A 20740-nucleotide genomic window follows, 5' to 3' on the forward strand; every position below is an offset into this window, starting at 1 on the left:
TAAAATGAAGCAGTATTTCAAATTTTTCATGTTATGCGGCATAGCTTTTATAGCGGCCTGTCATAGTAAGAGTGCAAAAGTTCAATTATTCATCGATGGGATTTATGTCAACCATGCACAGAGTGAATATAGTATTGCAGATGATACACTGGTGTTCACCCATACGGATAATCAGCATTACCTCATCAAACGCAATACTGGCTACCAAGCCATTCGGAACGGTAAGCTGTTATCTAAAAAGCATAAACTTGAAAAGGTCGAGGGCGATTATGATAGTGCTACGGAACTACTCAACGAGACGAATACAGGACGAGTGTTCCGCTTTGACCCGGATAAGGGTATTTTAATGCTGAAACAGGCCGTTTATCGCAAGATCAACTAACAGAATTATTCATCACACAAAAATATTGAGGTGCCGCATCAAGTGGCGCTAAAGGAGGTTATTGTGTCCAAGCTTTTAAAATTTATGAAAACCTATATGGTGATTCTGCCGCTCTCTTCAGCTACCATACTGGTCTCTCTGCCTCAAGGTGCCGATGCGCAATTTGTTGTCGGCTCGGTCATTTCTTCGACCGTGGGCAGGGTGATCAGGGCCATAGACCTGGAAGTGCAGCGATTGCAAAATCAAACGATCTGGCTCCAAAATGCACAAAAGGCGTTGGAAAACCAGTTATCCAAACTGAAGCTAGCGGAAATATCCGACCAGACCCAAAAACAAAAAGATCTTTTTGATAACTATTACAAGGAGCTGCAAACGGTCAAATCGGTGATTGCCTACTACGAGCGCGTCAAGGATATGACGGAAAAGCAGGCTGCATTGGTGAGCCAGTACAACCACGCCTGGAATCTGCTTAAAACAGATTCCCATTTTTCAGCGGATGAGCTTTCCTATATGCAAAAGGTGTACTCCGGCATACTGGAGGAGAGCGTTAAAAACCTGGATGAGATATTGGTGGTTATCAACTCTTTTAAAACGCAGATGACCGATGCCAAGCGGCTGCAACTGATCGACAAGGCTGCAGACCGGGTGGATACGAATTGCATCGACCTCAAAACGTTCAACAATCAGAACTACACGCTTAGTATACAGCGAGCTAATAGCGAGAACGAGGTATTTACTTTAAAGAAGTATTATGGCATCGATTAACCGAAAAATATTAAGTGGTTGGCTGATCTGCTTTAGTTTTTGTGCTTTTAGCTTTCACGATGCTAACGCGCAAACTTTTGCCGAATGGTTTCAGCAAAAGAAAACGCAGATCAAATACCTGACCGAACAGATCGCGGCGCTTGAGCAATATAGTAGTTATGTGAAGCAAGGCTACCGAATCGCGCAGAGCGGTTGGGGCGGCGTCAGCAATTGGCTGAAAGGTGAATTTAATTTGCATTCAACCTATTATAATTCGCTAAGAACGGTTAACCTGGTCATTAAAAATGATCCGAAGGCAGACAGCATCATTACTTATGCTCAACGTATTCCGCTGCAATTTGACCTCATGGATAGCTTATCCGCAATAGATGATGATACCCGGAACTATATCGGCAAAGTAAAAGCGGCGGTATTGCTTGAAACTGACAAAGACTTATCCGAATTGCAATTGGTGATGACCGACGGCAAACTGGAGATGAGCGATGATGAGCGTATCGAACGGTTAGATGGTATTTATCAGCGTGTCCGGGATAAGTTGGGATTTAGCATGGCCTTTTGCAATGGCGCGCGTATGCTCATTATCCAGCGCAATAACTCATTGAATGATTTAAACACTTTAAGGCGCCTATATGAAATTAATTAAAAAACTCATTGGGCTGGTTTGCTTCCTACTTTGCGCTTTCAGCTTTAGGCATGCCGCCGCCCAGGTGTCTACAGGGCAGGATATGCAACAATTGCTATATGACATTGAGAAGCTGACACAGTTCAAGGCCATTCTATCCGATATGCAGCAGGGCTATAGTATACTGACCCAAGGCTATCAGCAGGTAAAAAGTTTAGCCCAAGGTAATTTCAACCTGCATTCGGTATTTCTCAATGGCTTATTAGCAGTCAATCCCGAAGTAGCTAAATATGCGCGTGTGGCAGATATTATTACTGATGAGGCCAGCATTATTACCGAGTACAAAAAGGCTTATTGGCAATTTCAGAACAGCGGCGGATTTAATGCCGATGAACTGGCTTATCTGTCGCGGGTCTATGCGCAGCTCACGAATGCAGCACTAAATGATGTGAACGAACTGGCCAACATCATCACCGCCTCGAAATTACGCATGAGTGATGATGAAAGACTGTCGGCCATCGACCGTATCTACGCGGCAAGCAGTGATAAATTGAGCTTCCTAAGAGATTTTAATCGGCGCACAAATGTGCTGTTGCTGCAAAGGCAAGCCGAACAAAATGAGGTCAATAACTTAAAATCCCTCTACCCATGAAAAAGTACATCTATATCAGTGGGGCGGCTATGGTATTACTATTGCTACCCGCTTTAAGCCAAGCACAGGATATCACCACCAGTTTGAATGGGATGCAGCCGGTATTGAATAAGGTTTATGACCAGATGATACCGCTGTGCAGTAACCTGATCGATGCGGGCCGTGGTATCGCTGGTTTTGCTGCATTATGGTGTATAGCTTCCCGAGTTTGGAAACAAATCGCGCGTGCCGAAGCAATTGACTTTTATCCACTATTGCGCCCGTTCGCTCTGGGTATGGCTATTCTAATGTTTCCGGCAGTTATAGCACTCATGAACGGCATTATGCAGCCCATTGTTTCTGCGACTGGCGCAATGGTGACCAATTCGGACAACAGCATCGCATTGCTGCTCAAACAAAAGGAAGATGCCATCAAGCATAGTTCCAGTTATCAAATGTATATCGGCGATGACGGGAACGGCGACCGGCAGACCTGGTACAAATACACGCATCCCGATGATCCAAATGATCAGAACGAGGGTACTTTCTCCGGTTTAGGCAATGATGTGAAATTCTGGATGGATAAACAGGCCTATAACTTTAAGAACAATATCAAGCAATGGATGTCAGAAGTCTTACAGGTATTGTATGCGGCGGCGATTCTTTGTATCAATGTGATTCGGACGTTTTACCTGATTGTGTTGGCAATACTCGGCCCACTGGTATTTGGCTTTGCCGTTTTCGACGGCTTGCAGCACACGCTGACACAATGGATCGCCAGGTACATCAATATCTTTTTATGGCTGCCGATTGCGAACATCTTCGGCTCGATCATCGGGCAGGTGCAGCAAGAAATGATCAAGCTGGACATTTCGCAAATTCAAAGTTCAGGCGATACTTTCTTTAGTCAGGCCGATTTAGCTTATCTCATATTTCTCTGCATTGGTATTGTCGGGTACTTCTCCGTGCCGAGTGTCGCCAATTACGTGATCCATGCACATGGCGGAAATGGATTACTCAATAATGTCACCCGGCTAACACAAAGCGTCACCACTACCACAGTTAATGCCGGTGTCACTGGCGCGGGTATAGCGGGTGAGCGTTTTGAGCAGGCCCGCAGCAATATCCTGAATGCACCCGCTGATTTTATGGAGGGTTACCGGGGGAGCGGAAGCAATCATCAAAAAAATAAACTGGAGGGTAAGTGATGGCGTTTACACATTTCAAAAATATAGACACGGCTTTTAAACATGTGAGGCTGTTCAGCTTTTTGCTGATCGCAGCGAATGTGCTGATCTGCGGGTTCTGCATTTATAAAAGTTATGATATAGTTGACCGTGCGCAGAACCGGGTACACATCCTGTATAACGGCAAGGTACTGGCAGCTTTTGCCTCGGGTCGGAAAACCAATTTGCCAGTGGAGCTACGCGATCATATCAAAACCTTTCACGAGGACTTCTTTACGCTGGTACCGGATGATAAGCAGATCGCGGTGAACATCGATCAGGCACTTTACCTGGCAGATAACAGCGCAAAGACAGCTTATGATAACTTGAAGGAGGCCGGTTATTTCAATAACCTGGTTTCGGCCAATATCAATCAGCAGATCAAAGTAGACAGCATTCAGCTCGATCTCAATCATTATCCCTACGGATTTACCTGTTACGCTACAGAGAAACTGGTCAGGAGTACTTCGACGACGACCCGCAGGCTGATTACACAGGGTAAGGTCAGCGATCTGAAAACGGAGACGGATAATAATCCGCACGGCTTCCTGATCCAGCAGTGGCAAATCCTGCAAAACAATGATGAACAGGTTAAAGCAAATCAGCCATGAGGTTATTTAAAAGAAGAATTAACCACGACAGTCAGCCTGCGGAATGGTTGGTAGACCTACGGAGTGGTTTGGATAAACGGCAGCGAAAAATGGCGAAATTCTTAGGGCGCCGAACACAATACTGGAACCGGAGTTCCTGGCTGACTGCGCTGGCGCTGTTTATCCTACTCTTCGGCGGTTGCTGTCTGCTCTTGTGTATTAAAGCATTCATTCATTTCTAACAAACGACATTTTATGACAACACCAGAAAAAAGAAAACTCATCATGCTGTTGGTGATGCCGGTGTTCGTGTTCTTGTTTTCTGCTTTGGGCTTTTACGCCCTGGGCGGCGGACGAGGCTCGACTACAGCACAATCGGCAGCAACGCAGCCCGGCATCAATACGGCCTTACCGGGTGCACAACTGCAAAAGGGAGACCCAACGGATAAATTGAGTGCCTATGACCGGGCGCAGCGCGATAGTGCAGCGGACAGATCGCATTCGGCAGCCGGAGCCTTTGCGGCATTGGGCTGGGATACAGCGAAATTTAATAAACCGGCCGGTTCGGCTGAAGCAAACGAGGTCAAAATCAACGAACGCTTGGCGGCTATAAACCGGCAAATCAGCCAACCGCCGCAGCAGGTTAAGCAGCTAACGAACACTGGTAGTTCGGATAACAGCCAAACCGAACAATTGAAGCAATTGGAAAAATTGCTGAAGGAAAAACAAAATGAGGCTAATGCGCCCGATCCGCAGATGGCGCAACTAAGTGGTATGCTGGATAAGATCAAAGAAATTCAAAATCCGGGTTTGGTTTCGGACAAACTGAAAAGGGAAGCTGCAAATAAAAAATCGGACAGCGCTTTTAAGGCGATACCAGCAATTATCGATGGCAATCAGAAAATATTGACTGGAGGCGTCGTGCGGTTATTGCTGGCGGATACCGTGCGCATTGATGGTATGCTATTGCAAAAAGGTCAATCATTGTCAGGTTCATGCTCGATCACCAATCAGAGGCTGCTACTGGAAATCAAAAACATTCGTTTAGGCACTTCGATCATCCCCGTAAATCTCACCGTGTTTTCGCTGGACGGCATGGCGGGCATAGCGGCGCCTGAAGCGGAACTCAGCGAGGCCGCCGGGCAGGGGACAAACGGTGCGCTGGAAAGCATGCAATTCCTGTCAGCGGACTACTCGCTCGGTACACAAGCGGCGACGGCGGGTATCTCGGCGGCAAAAGGATTACTCGGCAAGAAAGCGCGACGCATACGGGTGAAACTGCATGGCGGCCAGCAGGTGCTGTTGAGGGTCAATAAATCTTAGTCATGCAACTGGAAACGAAATACGCCGGGGAGATCATTGCCATGCTGGAGGAGGCGCAGGATGTAGGCATCAATCATGTGGTGTTTCCACTGGTGCCAACGGCAGCGGAACTGAAGCCGCAGCATTTCGTGTTTTTCGACACGTTGGGTTATGCGATGGAATACCTGGAATCGAAAGCGCCGTACTATGAGCCGCGTGGGCCAGGGCAAATGCATGAGATACATTACCGGCGTGTCGATGCTTTGCTCGACAGAACTGAAACAAGCCAATTCATTAAAAAACGTAAAAGATATGAATTACAACAATCTGGAGAATCTAAAGGAAGAATTGACCAAACTGGGATTTGGTAAGAAAGTCGCGGAAGACATGCAAAAGCAAATGGAACGCGGTGTAAGTGATTTTACGATACATGATCGTGTGCTGGGTAACAAAGGGCAGATCGATATGACGCTGAGCTTTAAGCAATCGGGCCAATCCGAAAATTATTACCTGAATAAGTACGATGTGCGCCTGCTAAATGGTAAGCCATTGGCCGAGGGTGAAAAATACATGGTTATTCGCCCGAACGAAAAGGAACCCGGCAAAAACGATGTAAAGTCTTTTGATAAGGTTGAGGACGCTTTAACTTTCTTTAAGGCGCAGTTTGGCGACGCGGTATTGGCTATCGGTAAAGACCCTGCCCATAAAACCGAACTGGCGAAAATGCAAGAAGGCAACGTGAATTATATCGAAAAGGACTTTAATCGCACTTACCGCAACCCGGGTATCAGCCAAACTATTTACGTGGAACGCGGTAAGGGATTTACCGCCGAACAGTCGGCCAATATGATCCAGGGGCGGGCGGTATTTCGTGATGATTTGTTAAAGTTGGGTGGCGAACCCTACCAGGCTTGGGTTAAATTAGATCTGGATAGTCAGAAAGATCGCCACCATAATTTCCAGACATTACAATATCATGTGCCAACCTATGGCTTTATCCTGGAAAACACGCTGAACAAGTTCAATATTAAAGAGCTGAATGATGAAAAGCAACATGAACAATTGATCAAATCTGTCGAAAACGGTAACCGCCCGCTGGTAACCGTGAGCAAGGATGGCCAGGAAAGTAAGCTGTACATGGAAGTTTCACCGCGTTATAGCCAACTGAATTTCTTCCGTGAGGACGGTAAACCGGAAAAACGCGAACAGTTCCTGAAGGAGCCGGCCAAAGATCATAAGCTGGAAGTGAGCAAGGATAAGAGTCAAGCCAAAACCCAAGAACAGGGCATGGCAGTTTAAGTGGCTTGTTTATCTTTGCTGCCTTATTTATTGAAAAACATTTATTTACATCATTATTAATTTAAATTTAAAAGACTATGGAAAAATTAGCAGAACTGAAAGCGTTGGTAGAAACCGCCGAAAAAGAAGGTGCAGCCTTTTACGAGAAAAATAACAAAGCGGCCGGTACTCGTCTGCGCAATGCTTTACAGCAGATCAAAGTTGTGGCCACAGACCTGCGTAAAGACGTAACGGAAAAGAAAAACGCAGCGAAATAAATAACAAATCACGCTTAACAAATTTGGGAAAGCCCTGCTGTGAACCGGCAGGGCTTTGTTATTTTTAATGTGTTGTCGCTGGTATAATTTCTTGAGAAGATGGACTTTTCGACTGATTCTCCGCCCAATGTAAAAATACGGGCCGCCAGTGGGTGATATCTACAACCCGTAGATCATCGTCAAGCCAACGCGACCTTGAAGATGTGAAATAGTCTTCCTTCGTATCATGACAGATACTTTCCATTACCTCGATAGCGGGTACCATTGTTGCTACGCCGGCTTCATATATTTTTCGTTCCAGACCTTCTATATCAATTGCCCATTTTAAGCCCTTTTCTGGATCAATATCAAATTGATAAGAAGATTTAACCACCGTCCTCTTTGGATACAACACACCATCAAACTGAATAAGTTCCGAGATGATAGGCAGCTTCCCCTGGGCTGGGAAATGCTCCAAGTAGCGTTTTTGCGTTACCAACCACTCAGTAAACGCATGTTCATTCTCTGGAAATGGCATATTTAACTTCAGCCAGTCTAACAGCATATTAATTTGGCCGTAGGAGGAAATTTGTATAATTCTGTCCGACAATGTGATGCCGATAGTAAGAGATATATTAAAATCAATATTTTTCCTAATCATGGCCTCAAATAAGTTGATTAGTGCTTGCACTGAATTATTTAGAAGTTGTTGTGCTTCAGGGCCCGCATGCATAATTAACGGAATGTTCCAATAATTATCTGGACTTTTAATCAATAGTACTTCTTCTGGGATATTTATGTTGTCGCCAATCTTCATCAACGACTTTTTAAACTCCAGGAAATAGTAATCGATGCAGCGATAGGATTTTACATCGTCAGAAATGATATCGAAGGAATCGACGTATCTGCCTTGGCGGTCCGTGTTCCGTGGGTTAAATAACGATACCATTAAACGCAATCCATCGGCAGCTTCGATCTTATAAGGGAAAAGATGCTGCTCTAATGTTAATGGCTCCTCTTCGGCAGGTTTTAACGCTTCGTATTCTTTTTTAAGTCCGAAATACTCATAGATGATCGGATTTCCTCTTAGGAATAATGTAACTAACAATTTCCATTTACTAAGTGCCAACGGGCCATTAATCTTAAAGAGCTTGGTATAGACCGATTGTTTACCGTAGCCCTTTATATCTTTATCCAGCCGGTCAAGCATTTCATAAACGTCGTAAGACCTTATCGCCGCATCAAAATGCTCGAAGCCTCCTTTGGTTTTGTCATAGACTGTATGTATATATCGGCAATGATAATGGTCATTATCCAGTGGCGAACTATCATCTTGAAGTTCTTCCATTTGAAAAGAAAACTTTTGACCAGGTTTATCCCATTCCCATAAAAATTCGCTGCGGCTGAATTCATAATAAGCTCTTTCATTAGGATCACAAATATGTACCGACACGCCTTCTTTAATCGAAGTTATATCGTCATTGTAGGTCGGGCCCCATTGATATTCGAGTTCCATATAAGGACGGAATGAGGGAGCATAACCCAACTGATCCTCGTCGATTCTAAGATAAAGATCAAGCTCTGTATTGTTTCTCAGCGATATCAATTCATCTAAAAATGCAGCATTCAAAGTATTATGAATTGACTCAGATCGTCTGAAAAAATGATGAGCGAAAACAACCAGTTCGGAATATTTATTCTTAAAAATTCCTTGTCCTAAATATTCAAAATGATCGAATAAAACTTTAAAGGGAACAAGATTGTCACGATAAGTTTTTTCGAACAGAAACGGGTATAGCAATTTGGCTATACCTGATTTATTTGCCGTTAAACAATTGATATGTGTGACTTTGCAACCAGTAATATTATTAAGTTCAAGCAGTTTGCTGAATGGTTCAAGAAATTCTTTGGAACTCTCAAAATACTTGTTAGTTCTAAAGATAGCATGGTTTTCTAGCACTAAAGCTTTTTCCTCATCTGTTACGGGTATGTGCTGCAGTGCGAGCAGTCTGGTCAAATGTGGCTCCAGATACAAAGCAAAGGGTTTTGCCCAACCCATGGGTTTATGCTGATTATGCGCAAAAAGCATTGGCATGCCTTCCTTAAATCGATCTTTCAAAGCCATTTCAAGAGCGGTTATCCATATCCGATAACCATAACGATCAACGGAATCAGTACTAAGAACGGCGAGATTGGTTTCCATAATAAGGCTTAATAGTGGTTGACAAGATACTGATTTTACAGTTTGCAAATCTCAAATAACGTCAGCGGTTCCAGCCGCTCCGTAAACTTCGCCGCTTCGCCGCATTTTGGGCAACATGGCCACGTTCCTCGGCCATATTGCCTGTTGTTGTTTTCATGCTTTACTAAGCGCTTTTTAGGTTATCCAAATTTCCCCCTCTGGCTTTTTCGCAAGCAAATTTCTGAACGTCGTGCTGCCTGCCAAGACCTGGCCCTGCGGGTTTGCTGGAAAAAATCTCCATCCCCTGCGCTGCGCTCCGGGGTAGTATTTTTTCCGCAAAGTCTTGTCCTGCAGCCCGCCGTGTTCAGGTGAGGGTGCTTACAAAAAGCCAGCGAGGCGTATGCCGAGCGGCTTGATTGAAAAGCATAACGGATATGGACACACGGAATAGCAGAGCGCCCCCGGCCTGACGGAACAGCAAGACCGCCGACCATCACAGGGATTAAGAATTGAATTAAGTAAAAACCATTTAAAAATTAGAAGTCATGGAAACCAAAGAAGTAAAAGCAACAACCTCAACCGCAAACAACAACGATAAAAAACAAACTCCTGCCGCCGCTAATATGCGCCCCAACGTCGCAGGTAAAGATAAAAACGATGAAACTACAGCTAAAAATACCGCACAAGCCGCAACCGCTACGGCGTCCCAAACTGCCGCGCCTGCGGCCGGCCTTGCCGCTTCGCCTGCAAAAGCCGAAGCAACTGAACCCATGAAAGCTGCCGAGCCGACCAAAAAAGAATTAAAGGCGGAGTTACAAGAAACCCAAACACGGGGTTTGGAAGATACTGTAAAATTAGTGGAGCAATTGGGTAAGAAGATTGCACAAAAGAACAAGCTGTTTAACACCGTTTCCAATCTGGACACCTTTGTCGTTACGCAAAATGACGACAAAGACGATGCCACGGCAGACAGCAAATTCCTGCGCTGTGAACTGGTGATTTCGGACGATGATAATAACGAGTTCGTAACAAAAAATCCTTACATCATTTCCCGCGTGGTGGATATGGTGAAACAGCTTTGCATTGAAAAATTGGCCGAGGTTGAAGCCACTATCGTTATTCCTTAAACAGCAATAGCCCTGTGCCTTTATGGCATGGGGATTTTTTATTTACTAAAATTTACAGGTATGCTACAGCTATTTATAGAACTGACCAACCAAATTTTTTGGGAGGGTTATGCGGAACAACTGGCGAAAGAGAACCCCGCAGTTTTCCAACGGGAACTGGCGGATTTTGTGGACTGCTATAATTCGTAAGGCTATGGAAGATACCATTTTTTTATTGGTCAAAGCGACCATACAGACCAGCCACCTACAGGTACATGATGCCATCACGGAAATACAGCGTAAGGCAACCTGCACAATCAGCGACACCCGCAAGGTGAAAATTAAAAAACTTGAATTCATGGATTATAAACTCAAATCTTAAAGTCATGGCACATAATCTCAATTATAACGAACAGGCTGGAAAACATAGTTTTTTCAGCGTAAAGGAAAAAGCATGGCACGGCCTGGGGCAGATCATTAGCCAATACCCAACGAGCGCAGAAGCGATACAACACGCCTGTTTAGATTACACGGTAGAAAAAAGGCCTTTGTTTACTTATGATACTGCAAACTACATAGGCAATACAGAAGATGGTATCATTATACCCGAAATTGAAGTGCCTGACTTCTTCGCTACAGTTCGCACCGATACCGAGCAGCCGTTGGGCGTGGTCGGTAAAGATTACGAGGTGATACAAAACGTGGATACATTCAGCTTTTTTGATAGCATTGTAGGCGGCAAAGGCGGCATTATGTACGAAACTGCCGGGGCTTTAGGTAAAGGCGAACGTATTTTTGTTACCGCCAAGCTACCCGATTATATCAAAGTCGGGCGCAACGATTGTATTGAAAAATACTTATTTCTGAATGCTTCGCATGACGGAACAGGGAGTATTTATATTGCTTTTACGCCTGTTCGCATTGTTTGCCAAAATACACTCAATGCCGCCATGCGTAACCATGTCAACCATGTAAAAATCAGGCATACCGCCAGCGCTTCCGATAAACTGAAAGAAGCGCACAAGATGCTTGGCATTACCAATCAGCTATCAACGGAACTGGAGGCGATTTTTAACCGCTGGTCACGGGTACGCATTACCGACCCTGAATTAAAGAAGCTGATACAATTAGCCATGTGCCCGAATAAGGAAACCCACGAAAAGTTAACCACCGGCAAACATGCGGAATTATCGAGCCAATTTAACAACATGGTCAGCAGTGTGTTTGATTATGCAATGACTGCACCGTCTCAGCAAGAGAGCACCGCTAAGGGTACACTATTCGGTGCCTATAATGCCGTAACGGGCTACTTTCAAAACGTCCGTAATTTCAGGGACGAGGAAAGCAAATTCAAATCCATCATGGGCGGTACAGGGTTGCAACGCAACCAAACTGCATTTGACCTGTGTGCCGATTTTGCCAAGCACGGCGCAAGCAGCTTAAACTAATAGATGGGGCAGTAATGCCCCTTTATTTAAATTAAAAAAATCATGAAAACGATAGATCAATTAACCAATGTCGAAAAAGCTAAAATCATTTTCGACCTGTTCAGGTCTGAAATGCCTGACTTTTTGGAATATGTTAACACTATAGCGGAAAAAATTGCCAGTAGCGAACAAGAAATGATTGCTAACTGGAATAATCCGTTTTTGAGTTATCAGCAATGGCTGAACCTGTCTTATCAGGTTACAGGAGTTATTAAACGTTATGCTAATGGGTTGACTAAAAGTGCTAACGTGTTTTCAGAACAGTTATTTGGTGGTTACTTAGCTATATTCAGCAACCATTGTTTAGAACAGTATGGTTTAAACAAGGCTAAATCACCACGCTTTGCGCTGGCCATACAATTGTTTTATCTGCCAGCTAAAGAGATTGAACAGCAAAGCTATAAATACTTGGTACTGGAAATGCACGGCGGGCCTGAATATGCTGCAATCTGCACGGATGAGGATGGCAACACGCTGGTTTTTGATAGTCGCGAGGATGCTGAAAAAGAAGCGGCAGATTGTCAGGACGGCTTAGTCGTCGAAATATAGCCTGAAAGGCCGGGTCGCCCGCTGCTGCTCCGCAGCAGACGGGCGTTGCTGTCGCAAGTAAAGTCCTTCGATGCTTTCTACTTCTCCCGCTATTATTTTGACACTTACGATAAGTATCAATTTCATCTTAGGGATACCGCTCGTTTTCTCTGAAATATCACTTACAACCTTGCAATCTTGATGGTTGATAAACTTCATTTATGGAACAAAAATCAGCTATAACTTGCACTGAAACTATAGATAAAAAGAATTCTGAAAATGAGGATTTTAGCAATAATTTCCGTAAATTATTAGCTGAAATTGTCTTGGAAATTATTATAAAAAGGAGAAAAAATGGACGCCATTGGGTATATAAGAATAAGTAAAAAGGATCAGTCCGTTCACTCTATCGAGTATCAGGAAAAGAACATCAGGGATTATTGTGAGTATAATCATATTGCGCTCAACTCCATTTTTGTTGATGATGGTGCATCCAGCTTTACATTTGACAGGCCGGATTACAAAGCGTTAGAAAAATTCATCAAAGAACACCGTGGTAAAGTAAAATATCTTATTGTACTTGACCATGACCGCTTCAGTCGCAACTTGCCCGAAGCATTACAGAAAATAGAGCAGTTAGAAAAGACTCACGGTATTAAGGTAGTGGCAACCAGCGAGCCATTAGACATAGACACGTCCGACCCTTCCGTATTCCTTCTCAGGGCATTTAAATACCTTATCGCCAACCAGGAATTGCTAACCATACGTAGAAGGGCAAAGATGAGTGCGAGGCATGCACAGGAATCAGGGCGTTATCTGAACAAAGCGCCTTATGGCTATCTGAATGGCAGGGGGAAAGATGGCAAAATGGTTTTGATGATTGACGAGAACGAAAGCCTACATCATTCAAAAAATATTCAGGGATTATCTCGCGGGCGTTCCTCGTTATCTGATACATCAGGAGTTAAAAAATATAGGTTTTCCACAAAGCGGAAACGGAGCTATCTTTCGGATTTTGACAAATCCCCTATATGCTGGCTTAGTTAGAGTTGTAGCCCATGGGAAAAATCCAGAAAAGATTGTAAAGGGTATCCATGATCCCATCATTTCCGAAACGCAATATTGGCGGGTTCAAGACATGTTGGGTATCACCAAACGGGCGATGAAAAGCCATCCCAAAGCAGAATTCCCACTTAAGGGGATTTTACAAAGTCCTTGTTGCGGTTATAGTATGACAGCGGGCTGGTGTAAAGGCAAAAAGAAATACTACCTGTATTATCGTTGTATAAAGCATACCAGTACCAATATTTCAGGTACACTTTTACATGAGCAATTCAACAAACTTTTGATCAATATGAGTTTTTCGCAGGAACTGATTGATGAAATTGTCGATGATGTTAAAAGCGGCTTAAATGGAATGCAATCCGTTAGGGATAAGGAACTGGCCGATGTCGATAAGCAGTTGGGCTTGCTGTCAGAAAAAATGGAAAATGCCGAACAAAAAGTAATGGATGATACAATCAATGCCGATACCTATAAAAAATGGAATAAAAGGTTCACAGCGGAAAAAGCTCAATTAATGGCTCGTAAAGAAGAATTGGAAGATAGTTTAGAAGATTTTATCAATCAGGAACTATTAGTTTTGCCTTATCTGCTAAACCTGCCTCACATTTTTGAGGAAGCGACAATCAACCAGCAGCATGCTATTTTAAGGGAGGTGTTCAAACAAGGTCTCACGTTTAAAGAAGGTATATTTAGAACACCTCAGCTACATCCAGACTTCACACACAATAGGCTGAAATTAAAACAATTAGGGCTGCTCATTGATGAACAGCCCTATGATGATTTAGATAAAATCTCGTATTGCGGAGAGTTAGGGATTCGAACCCCAGGAACCTTTCACAGTTCAACAGTTTTCAAGACTGCCGCAATCGACCACTCTGCCAACTCTCCGGGCGCAAAAGTACAAATCTGAACCGAATTGCCAAATCTGAATTGGTACTTTAAGCACAGGTTAAGCAAATGTTATAACGAAGTGTCTGTTTATCAGGTTATTATAATTGATTTTTTTGCAATTAATCATTTTACGTTCAGAAATTCACCTCGATGTTCGTATAATCAAGTTTAATAATCCTGCAGATCATGTTCAAATCTTCTTATACTTTCAAATAGCATGGCAAATCCATCGGCCATTTGACGAAACAAGCGCTCGTCAATGCTGTATTTAATTGAGCCGCGTAAACCATGAGTCTTTAAAATACCCATCCGTTTTAATTCGGCAATGTGCTTGGTTATTGTTTCTTGGTTAAATGGGATGCTATATAAACTTTCTTTGGGCACTAAATTGCCGTTAGCTATAATAATACGAACAATGGCAATCCTGACCGGCAACGCAAGGGCTTTGGCAAAATTAGCCAGTTCGTTATCGGTATTTGAAAATTTTAAGTTGAAATAAGGCATAACTTGTATACACGATTTTTAAATAAATTAATAATACAGCGTTAATCGCTGTAAATGCAGGTATTAAGAAAACATTGTAAAAGGTACTGGCAGGTGAGAAGCTGATAACTCAGATTTTCCAGGTACAGGTAATGGAAAAAATGTTAGCAGCGTAAAAAACCTTGTGAGACCGAAATCTACTTTGAGTGTCATATTGTGATATGAGCCGGAACGGGCATAACTCACAGGTACGAATTAACCTGAATTGATTATTTAATGCAGTTAAGGTTTTGCCGAAAATGACCCGGGGGCGGGATAAAAAGAGAACAGGTGCCGATTTGCTGTTATTTGCACTCGAAATAACCGGATCGTTTTGTTTTACCGTTCCGTTGTTAAGCGTTAAATACTTTCCTGTTTTAGCATGACCTGCAATTTTGGGACATCGTGTAACATGCAAACACGAAAAAAGAAATATCCTATTGCTATAAATAAGCATAGTATTCTTTTACCTAATGTTTCTGTCCCCATGCATCATAATTTTCCAATTCAAATCTATGCGCCTAGTATTAATAGTATGTTGTTAAACGATTAAAATAATATTAAGTCAATTGATGTTTTAATTTGCAATTTTGTATATTTAGACATAAACCAAAATGCTTTAACCCTTATAAGTAAAATGATGTGTTTGCTATGGGCAGATATGTTAAAATATTATTCCCTTGTTTGATACTTTTAAGTACAGTTAATTTGTTTGCTCAAAATAACAGTAGGATTTGTTTTGCTTTTTATGATGGTACATTTAATGCCGATGCTTTAACTATTAGGGATACCACAGGCGGACTATCGGTAAATAACATACAAAGCTTTTATATCAATGTTGATGCCGGTAATTATAAACCTCTACTTGATGCATTGTTGAGTTATAAACAAGATCACCAGCTTAATGACTGGCTGTATTACCAGCTCGTGCGTAAAACTGCCCAGCAGATAAGTCCTAAAGAAAAAAATTACAGTAGGTATACCTTGTATAAATGGTTCCTGATGGTTAAATCGGGCTATGATGCACGATTGGCGCTGGCCGGAAAAAAATCATTTTTTATGTCTACAACAATGAGGATGTATCAGATATTCCTTCTTATACGGTTAATGATAAAAAGTACATGTGTCTTAACATTCATGACTACCCGGGTACCGATCTTACAATACAACCTGCTATTCCTGTTGATATCAATGTGCCCGGTGCAATAAACTCATTTTCATATAAGGTTACGAGCATGCCTGATTTTACGCCTGCGGACTATGTTGAAAAGGACCTGCAGTTTACATATCGGCATAAGGCATACTATTTCAAGATTAAGCTTAACCCGCTGATTGATTCCATTTTCAGGAATTATCCGGTTGTCGATTTTGAATATTACTTCAATATTCCCCTAAGTAAAGAAACTTATGGATCGCTGATTCCTTTGCTAAAGAAAAATGTGGACGGCATGAGTATCAAAAAAGGCGTTGATTACCTGATGCATTTTACGCGATATGCCTTTTTATATGAAAATGATGATATGAATTTTGGCCGGGAGAAACGGTTGAGCCCCGAAGAAACGCTGTTTGCCCAATACAGCGACTGCGACGATCGTGCCGCGTTATTTTTTTACCTTGTTAAAGAAATATACAATTTGCCGATGATAGCGGTGTTATATCCAACTCATATAACTATGGCAGTGCAGTTTGATAAACCGATGGGGAAACCCGTGCTTTATAAAGGAAAAGCTTATTCCTTTTGTGAGCCTACGCCACAACCGCGTGATCTGAAGATAGGACAGGTATCTGCCTCGCTTAAACAGGTACCTTATAAGGTTGTGTATGAATATAACCCATAAATTAACAAGGCAGATCAGGTCTGCTGGTCCGCCTTGTTAATAGCACTGAGCATATTTTCAAACTCGGCTGTATATCTGTTCCAGGTTGGCCAGTTTACATCATACAACGATTTTTTACCATCAATTGCAACAGTGATCAGCTTGGCATCCATCAATTCTTTTAAATGATGGGATACCGTTGGCTGCGCTAAAGGGAGTATTTCAACTATTTCGCCGCAGGTAAAATGCTTGTGCTGTGCCAAAATGCGCATAATAGCGATTCTTGCAGGGTGCGAAAGCGCCTTTGCTACCATTGATATGTCCTGATCTGTTGCGGCAAACTCAGTCTTTTTATGATTAGCCATGTTTAAATATGAGTTACAAATATATAATTCATATTTAAACATGAACAACTCTCGGCCCAAGCCTTCATCCAATCTTCATAAGGTTGCATACGCTGATATTGCTCAACTGTAAATACGCTTTAAAATGAGCAAGATAGAGCAAGAGGTGTTAATTATAGGTTAATTCACATTTTAATTAAAAACCTTTGCGATAGGTTTTTCGTAAAACGTAACTATTAATAAATATGGGATAACTATGCACTTGCGGGATGTCTTTAAAACACCACGGAAATTTTTTTACTGCTTTTGATAAATCTTTTCTTTTGTGCTAGCAACGCCCTCGCTTCTTATACCTTTGCCTGGGATGGCAGTTCATCAACGGATTGGAATACTACGGCGAATTGGACTATTTCCGGCTCGGGAAGTGGAACAGCCACTTATCCGGGAAGTGGGGGCAGAACCGATGACATTGTTCAGTTTGGGGTAACCGGATCAATATATACCAATCAGCCGGTATTGGCTACAAGTGTAACAGTTGGCTCCATTACATTTGGAAGTATTCAATACATTTCCACTTACGTACTAAGCGGCACAACATTAACGGGAACCGTTTTAACTGTTAACGGCGCCACACTCACCGTAGCGGGAGATATTACCCAAAACTATAATTCAAGCACTTCAGGCACAAGCATTTTTAATGATATCAGGGGAACGGGAACTGTAACCTGCACCAACTTACAGTTTGGCAGCACTGCTTCTGTAACAACCTCATCCTTTTCGTTTTTAATCCTTGAAGCATCTGCTTTTACAGTAAGCAATAACGTTAATATTAATTTAAACGTTAGACAAATAAATGGCAGCGGTATCAGGCTTGAAGGAGGCACGATGACCATAAACGGGCAGATCAATTTTACCAACCGGGGCGTGACGGCCAGAAATTCAGGTTACTTTACGGTCAATGCCCGTACATCGTATAAAGTAACAAACACGAATACGAATCCCACATTAGTATTGGCTAATACGAGTGCTATTGGTACATTAGTTACCCCGTATTCTTCAGCAAACTTTTATGGCGACCATAACCCGGGTGGTAAGGCAACGGTCAGGTATACCGGCTCAAATCCTTTAATTTATACTACAGCCACACTTGGGTTTGGTCCTGGTGGTGGCGTAGTTAACACTAACGCTTCAACTGATCCTATTTATGATAACCTGGTGATCCAGGGGACGGGGACAGCGGTTATAGGTGGATCTGCAAGTACGGGGCAGACGAGTTATCTTAACGTCGATTCTACGCTTACGACAAACTCAAACGTCTCCTTTTCAAACCCCACAAATACTACCACTACTATAGGTGCAGCCGGATCAACAGCGGCCACGTGGACGAGATAATTCGGCAGCAACCATTACCGGTGGTACGGGATCAATTGATATAAACGGAACACTTAGCAATGCAGGTACCATGAATATGGGTACGGGTGCTTTAAATATCTCGCGTAATTACACAAATACAGGTACGTTCACGCCTAATCCATCCGCGCTGATATCATTTGACGGTACAACCCAAACCCTTACAGACGCAACTGCCACGGGAACAAATTTTTACAATGTTACCTTCACCACAGGCGGAACAAAAACAATGGCCTCAGGAAGTACATTTACCGTCGCGCCAACTTATACATTAAATGTTAACTCATCGTCAACGCTTGCGGTAGGCAATGTCACATCGACCACAACGGCGCTTACCATACTATCCACCGCTGCAGGCGATGCAAGTATCGGCAGTCTTTCAGCAGGCGCCATTACGGGCAGTATCAATGTTCAACGTTATGTGAAAGGTACATTGCGTCGCTATATGCTAATGTCATCGCCGGTACTTAATACAACATCAACATTTTTAACAACCGGTTCGCTTAGCACCTATAATCTTTTACCGCTTATCGCTACAACGTACATTACCGGTCCAGGGGGTACAACAAATGGATTTGATGATGCTACAGCTACCGGCAACAGCCCTTCGGTATTTGTTTATGATGAAAACGCACCGGTTACTTCGGATGTAAATCAGGTATTGAATAATGAATACAAGCCTTTTAGCTCAACAAGCCAGGGTTTGCCACCTGCAAACGGTTTTTTATACTATTTCAGAGGGAGCAGGAGTGTAGCAAACCCCTTTGTAAGGCCTTTTCCGGCAACAGATAATGCTACGCTAAACTTTTTTGGAACTGTTATTAAAGGTACGGGGGCCAGCAATGCAACATTAACGGCCAATATTGTGAATTTTCCATCTACACCGCCAACTTATTATACCGCTACCGCGGTGAGTGCCCCGGCTACCTTGTCTTATCACACGTCAACACCGACTGTTAAACAAGGTTTAAACCTTATTGGTAATCCATATGCCTCGGTAATAGATCTGCATACCCTTTACACTGTAAACACTACTAATAAATTTTATTATATGCTGGTAAAAGATGCCAGTACCGGAACCAATAGCTCGTCAACCAAATTCGCGTTGTATGATGCCAGTACCGGATCTATTGGCACAGGAGCAAGCCGCTACGCTTTATCAGGGCAGGGATTTTTTACCGTTGCAACCTCTGCTTCAGCTATTAAGTTTGATGAAACAATGAAGGTAGCATACTCAAATTATAGCGGAGCGCTTCCATCAACCCCTGTATTTAATGTTGTTGGCAGCCCTTCAAAAAACATTACGGCTTCATTTGCAGCAAGCCCGGCTACCAATAATGTTGAAAGCAGTATTCCTCGTCTAACTATGAACCTGGTACAAGACGCTATTGTTCATAACTCTACCGACATCAATTTTGATGAAAACGCTACCGACAAGTTTGTGCCCGGTGAAGATGCGCCCTACTATCGGCCATCGGGGCAGGTTGATTTGTTTTACTCGTTAAGCAGCGATTCGGTAGGGTGTTTTGCTAATTACACAGGTAACCTCGAAAAATTAAAACGTGTGAATCTCATCGTTACTTTCTCTAATTATGGTACTTATAAACTCACCTCACCTGTAAAAAAGAACATTGACGAAAGATATTCCATCTATCTGAAAGATAAATATACCAATGATTCACTCGATGTTGTAAATAACGCCGAGTACGCATTTAAGGTTGATGCAAATCCGGCAAGCTATGCTCATGACAGGTTTTATCTTAAAATTGGTATCGTACCGGGACACGATTATCGCTTGCTGAGCTTTAACGGTAAAAAAGTAGCCGAAGGAATATCCCTTAATTGGGAAACTGATAACGAAAGTAATTTTACCAAATTCGCTGTTCAAAAAAGTGCTGACGGGGGCAAAACGTTTTTGACTATAGATAGCCTGCAGTCAACAGCTACCGGTAAGTATAGCTACACTGACCAAACTCCAGGCAGTGGCCAGATCGTTTATAGGCTTAGCCAAAACCTGGTAACCGGCGAAACTAAATTATCTGATAATCTAAATTTTGAAATACGGCCGGGCCCCGGTGTAAGTAAATTCCTGGTATATCCAACTGTGGTTTCGGCCAGTACAGTAAATATAAAGTTAGAACAAACATCTTCAAAACCTGTTAGGATAAGTATAGTTAGCCCTTCGGGCGCTATTGTCAGAAAGCTATCGGCTACTGGTACTAATACCTTTCAGGAAAATGTTAATAGTTTAGGCCGGGGACTTTACATAGTAGTTGCAGTTAATGAAAGCACAGGAGACAGGATTGGGAGCGGAATGTTTTTTAAACAATAACAG

General features: G+C 42.8%; 21 protein-coding genes, 1 tRNA gene and 2 pseudogenes. 20 read left to right on the forward strand and 4 right to left on the reverse strand.

Translation table 11 applies throughout. The features are described from left to right. Window positions 1-4: 4 nt before the first annotated feature. The 10 genes from ACQ86K_RS12920 to ACQ86K_RS12965 all read left to right on the forward strand — a co-directional run bounded on the left by ACQ86K_RS12920 (window position 5) and on the right by ACQ86K_RS12965 (window position 7074). Window positions 5-382, forward strand: coding sequence for a hypothetical protein (locus ACQ86K_RS12920; RefSeq protein WP_091170749.1), 378 nt, complete (start codon window positions 5-7; stop codon window positions 380-382). 84 nt (window positions 383-466) lie between these two features. Next, window positions 467-1147: a conjugal transfer protein TraI gene (locus ACQ86K_RS12925; protein WP_091170755.1), complete on the forward strand. Its 681-nt coding sequence runs from the start codon at window positions 467-469 to the stop codon at window positions 1145-1147. Beyond that, complete coding sequence (locus ACQ86K_RS12930; RefSeq protein ID WP_091170758.1) at window positions 1134-1790, forward strand: hypothetical protein; 657 nt, start codon at window positions 1134-1136, stop codon at window positions 1788-1790. The genes ACQ86K_RS12925 and ACQ86K_RS12930 overlap by 14 nt, the downstream gene beginning before the upstream one ends. Further along, window positions 1777-2421: a hypothetical protein gene (locus ACQ86K_RS12935; RefSeq protein ID WP_091170760.1), complete on the forward strand. Its 645-nt coding sequence runs from the start codon at window positions 1777-1779 to the stop codon at window positions 2419-2421. The genes ACQ86K_RS12930 and ACQ86K_RS12935 overlap by 14 nt, the downstream gene beginning before the upstream one ends. Further along, entirely contained in the window at window positions 2418-3608 is a 1191-nt protein-coding gene (gene traJ / locus ACQ86K_RS12940; protein WP_091170765.1) for a conjugative transposon protein TraJ, read from the forward strand. The genes ACQ86K_RS12935 and traJ overlap by 4 nt, the downstream gene beginning before the upstream one ends. After that, the gene (gene traK / locus ACQ86K_RS12945) at window positions 3608-4237 is read left to right on the forward strand and encodes a conjugative transposon protein TraK (RefSeq protein ID WP_091170769.1); all 630 of its coding nucleotides are present in this window, start codon (window positions 3608-3610) and stop codon (window positions 4235-4237) included. The genes traJ and traK overlap by 1 nt, the downstream gene beginning before the upstream one ends. 234 nt (window positions 4238-4471) lie before the next feature. Beyond that, a complete protein-coding gene (gene traM / locus ACQ86K_RS12950) occupies window positions 4472-5539 on the forward strand; it encodes a conjugative transposon protein TraM (protein WP_431200495.1) in 1068 nt (355 codons plus the stop codon). A gap of 2 nt (window positions 5540-5541) precedes the next feature. After that, window positions 5542-5889: a hypothetical protein gene (locus ACQ86K_RS12955; RefSeq protein WP_431200496.1), complete on the forward strand. Its 348-nt coding sequence runs from the start codon at window positions 5542-5544 to the stop codon at window positions 5887-5889. Further along, window positions 5831-6817, forward strand: coding sequence for a hypothetical protein (locus ACQ86K_RS12960; RefSeq protein WP_431200497.1), 987 nt, complete (start codon window positions 5831-5833; stop codon window positions 6815-6817). Before ACQ86K_RS12955 ends, ACQ86K_RS12960 begins: the two co-directional genes overlap by 59 nt. A 77-nt stretch (window positions 6818-6894) precedes the next feature. Beyond that, entirely contained in the window at window positions 6895-7074 is a 180-nt protein-coding gene (locus tag ACQ86K_RS12965; RefSeq protein ID WP_091170778.1) for a histone H1, read from the forward strand. A gap of 64 nt (window positions 7075-7138) precedes the next feature. Here the strand turns inward: ACQ86K_RS12965 and ACQ86K_RS12970 are convergent, their stop codons facing one another. Next, a complete protein-coding gene (locus ACQ86K_RS12970; RefSeq protein WP_091170781.1) occupies window positions 7139-9256 on the reverse strand; it encodes a hypothetical protein in 2118 nt (705 codons plus the stop codon). Window positions 9257-9780: 524 nt separating this feature from the next. On the opposite strand from ACQ86K_RS12970, the gene ACQ86K_RS12975 reads away from it, so the two are divergent. The 6 genes and pseudogenes from ACQ86K_RS12975 to ACQ86K_RS13000 all read left to right on the forward strand — a co-directional run. Further along, window positions 9781-10362 (forward strand): hypothetical protein, encoded by a 582-nt coding sequence (locus tag ACQ86K_RS12975; RefSeq protein ID WP_091170786.1) that lies wholly within the window; start codon window positions 9781-9783, stop codon window positions 10360-10362. 193 nt (window positions 10363-10555) lie between these two features. Then, on the forward strand, window positions 10556-10723 hold the full coding sequence (locus tag ACQ86K_RS12980; RefSeq protein WP_176844505.1) for a hypothetical protein: 168 nt from the start codon (window positions 10556-10558) through the stop codon (window positions 10721-10723). A gap of 4 nt (window positions 10724-10727) precedes the next feature. Next, entirely contained in the window at window positions 10728-11789 is a 1062-nt protein-coding gene (locus ACQ86K_RS12985) for a DUF932 domain-containing protein (protein WP_091170789.1), read from the forward strand. Window positions 11790-11831: 42 nt separating this feature from the next. Then, window positions 11832-12377, forward strand: coding sequence for a hypothetical protein (locus ACQ86K_RS12990; RefSeq protein ID WP_091170793.1), 546 nt, complete (start codon window positions 11832-11834; stop codon window positions 12375-12377). Window positions 12378-12710: 333 nt separating this feature from the next. After that, window positions 12711-13160: pseudogene (locus tag ACQ86K_RS12995) on the forward strand (recombinase family protein); the annotation flags it as partial. A gap of 76 nt (window positions 13161-13236) precedes the next feature. Next, window positions 13237-13440: pseudogene (locus ACQ86K_RS13000) on the forward strand (recombinase family protein); the annotation flags it as partial. 782 nt (window positions 13441-14222) lie between these two features. Here the strand turns inward: ACQ86K_RS13000 and ACQ86K_RS13005 are convergent. Both ACQ86K_RS13005 and ACQ86K_RS13010 read right to left on the reverse strand, forming a co-directional pair. After that, window positions 14223-14309: transfer RNA gene (locus ACQ86K_RS13005), tRNA-Ser, on the reverse strand. A gap of 171 nt (window positions 14310-14480) precedes the next feature. Further along, a complete protein-coding gene (locus ACQ86K_RS13010) occupies window positions 14481-14816 on the reverse strand; it encodes a hypothetical protein (protein WP_091170798.1) in 336 nt (111 codons plus the stop codon). A 726-nt stretch (window positions 14817-15542) separates the two neighbouring features. Between ACQ86K_RS13010 and ACQ86K_RS13015 the strand changes: the two genes are divergently transcribed. Beyond that, entirely contained in the window at window positions 15543-16043 is a 501-nt protein-coding gene (locus ACQ86K_RS13015) for a hypothetical protein (RefSeq protein WP_431200498.1), read from the forward strand. A 26-nt stretch (window positions 16044-16069) separates the two neighbouring features. Further along, window positions 16070-16672 (forward strand): hypothetical protein, encoded by a 603-nt coding sequence (locus tag ACQ86K_RS13020; protein ID WP_431200499.1) that lies wholly within the window; start codon window positions 16070-16072, stop codon window positions 16670-16672. 14 nt (window positions 16673-16686) lie between these two features. Here the strand turns inward: ACQ86K_RS13020 and ACQ86K_RS13025 are convergent, their stop codons facing one another. Beyond that, window positions 16687-17016: an ArsR/SmtB family transcription factor gene (locus ACQ86K_RS13025; protein WP_091170804.1), complete on the reverse strand. Its 330-nt coding sequence runs from the start codon at window positions 17014-17016 to the stop codon at window positions 16687-16689. Window positions 17017-17301: 285 nt separating this feature from the next. Here ACQ86K_RS13025 and ACQ86K_RS13030 point away from each other — a divergent pair, with 285 nt between their 5' ends. Continuing rightward, window positions 17302-18387: a hypothetical protein gene (locus ACQ86K_RS13030; protein ID WP_431200500.1), complete on the forward strand. Its 1086-nt coding sequence runs from the start codon at window positions 17302-17304 to the stop codon at window positions 18385-18387. Beyond that, complete coding sequence (locus ACQ86K_RS13035) at window positions 18350-20737, forward strand: hypothetical protein (protein ID WP_431200501.1); 2388 nt, start codon at window positions 18350-18352, stop codon at window positions 20735-20737. The genes ACQ86K_RS13030 and ACQ86K_RS13035 overlap by 38 nt, the downstream gene beginning before the upstream one ends. Window positions 20738-20740 lie beyond the last annotated feature (3 nt).

This window comes from Mucilaginibacter sp. P19 (assembly GCF_050632265.1).
In the GTDB taxonomy this organism is placed as follows: Bacteria; Bacteroidota; Bacteroidia; order Sphingobacteriales; family Sphingobacteriaceae; genus Mucilaginibacter; species Mucilaginibacter gossypii.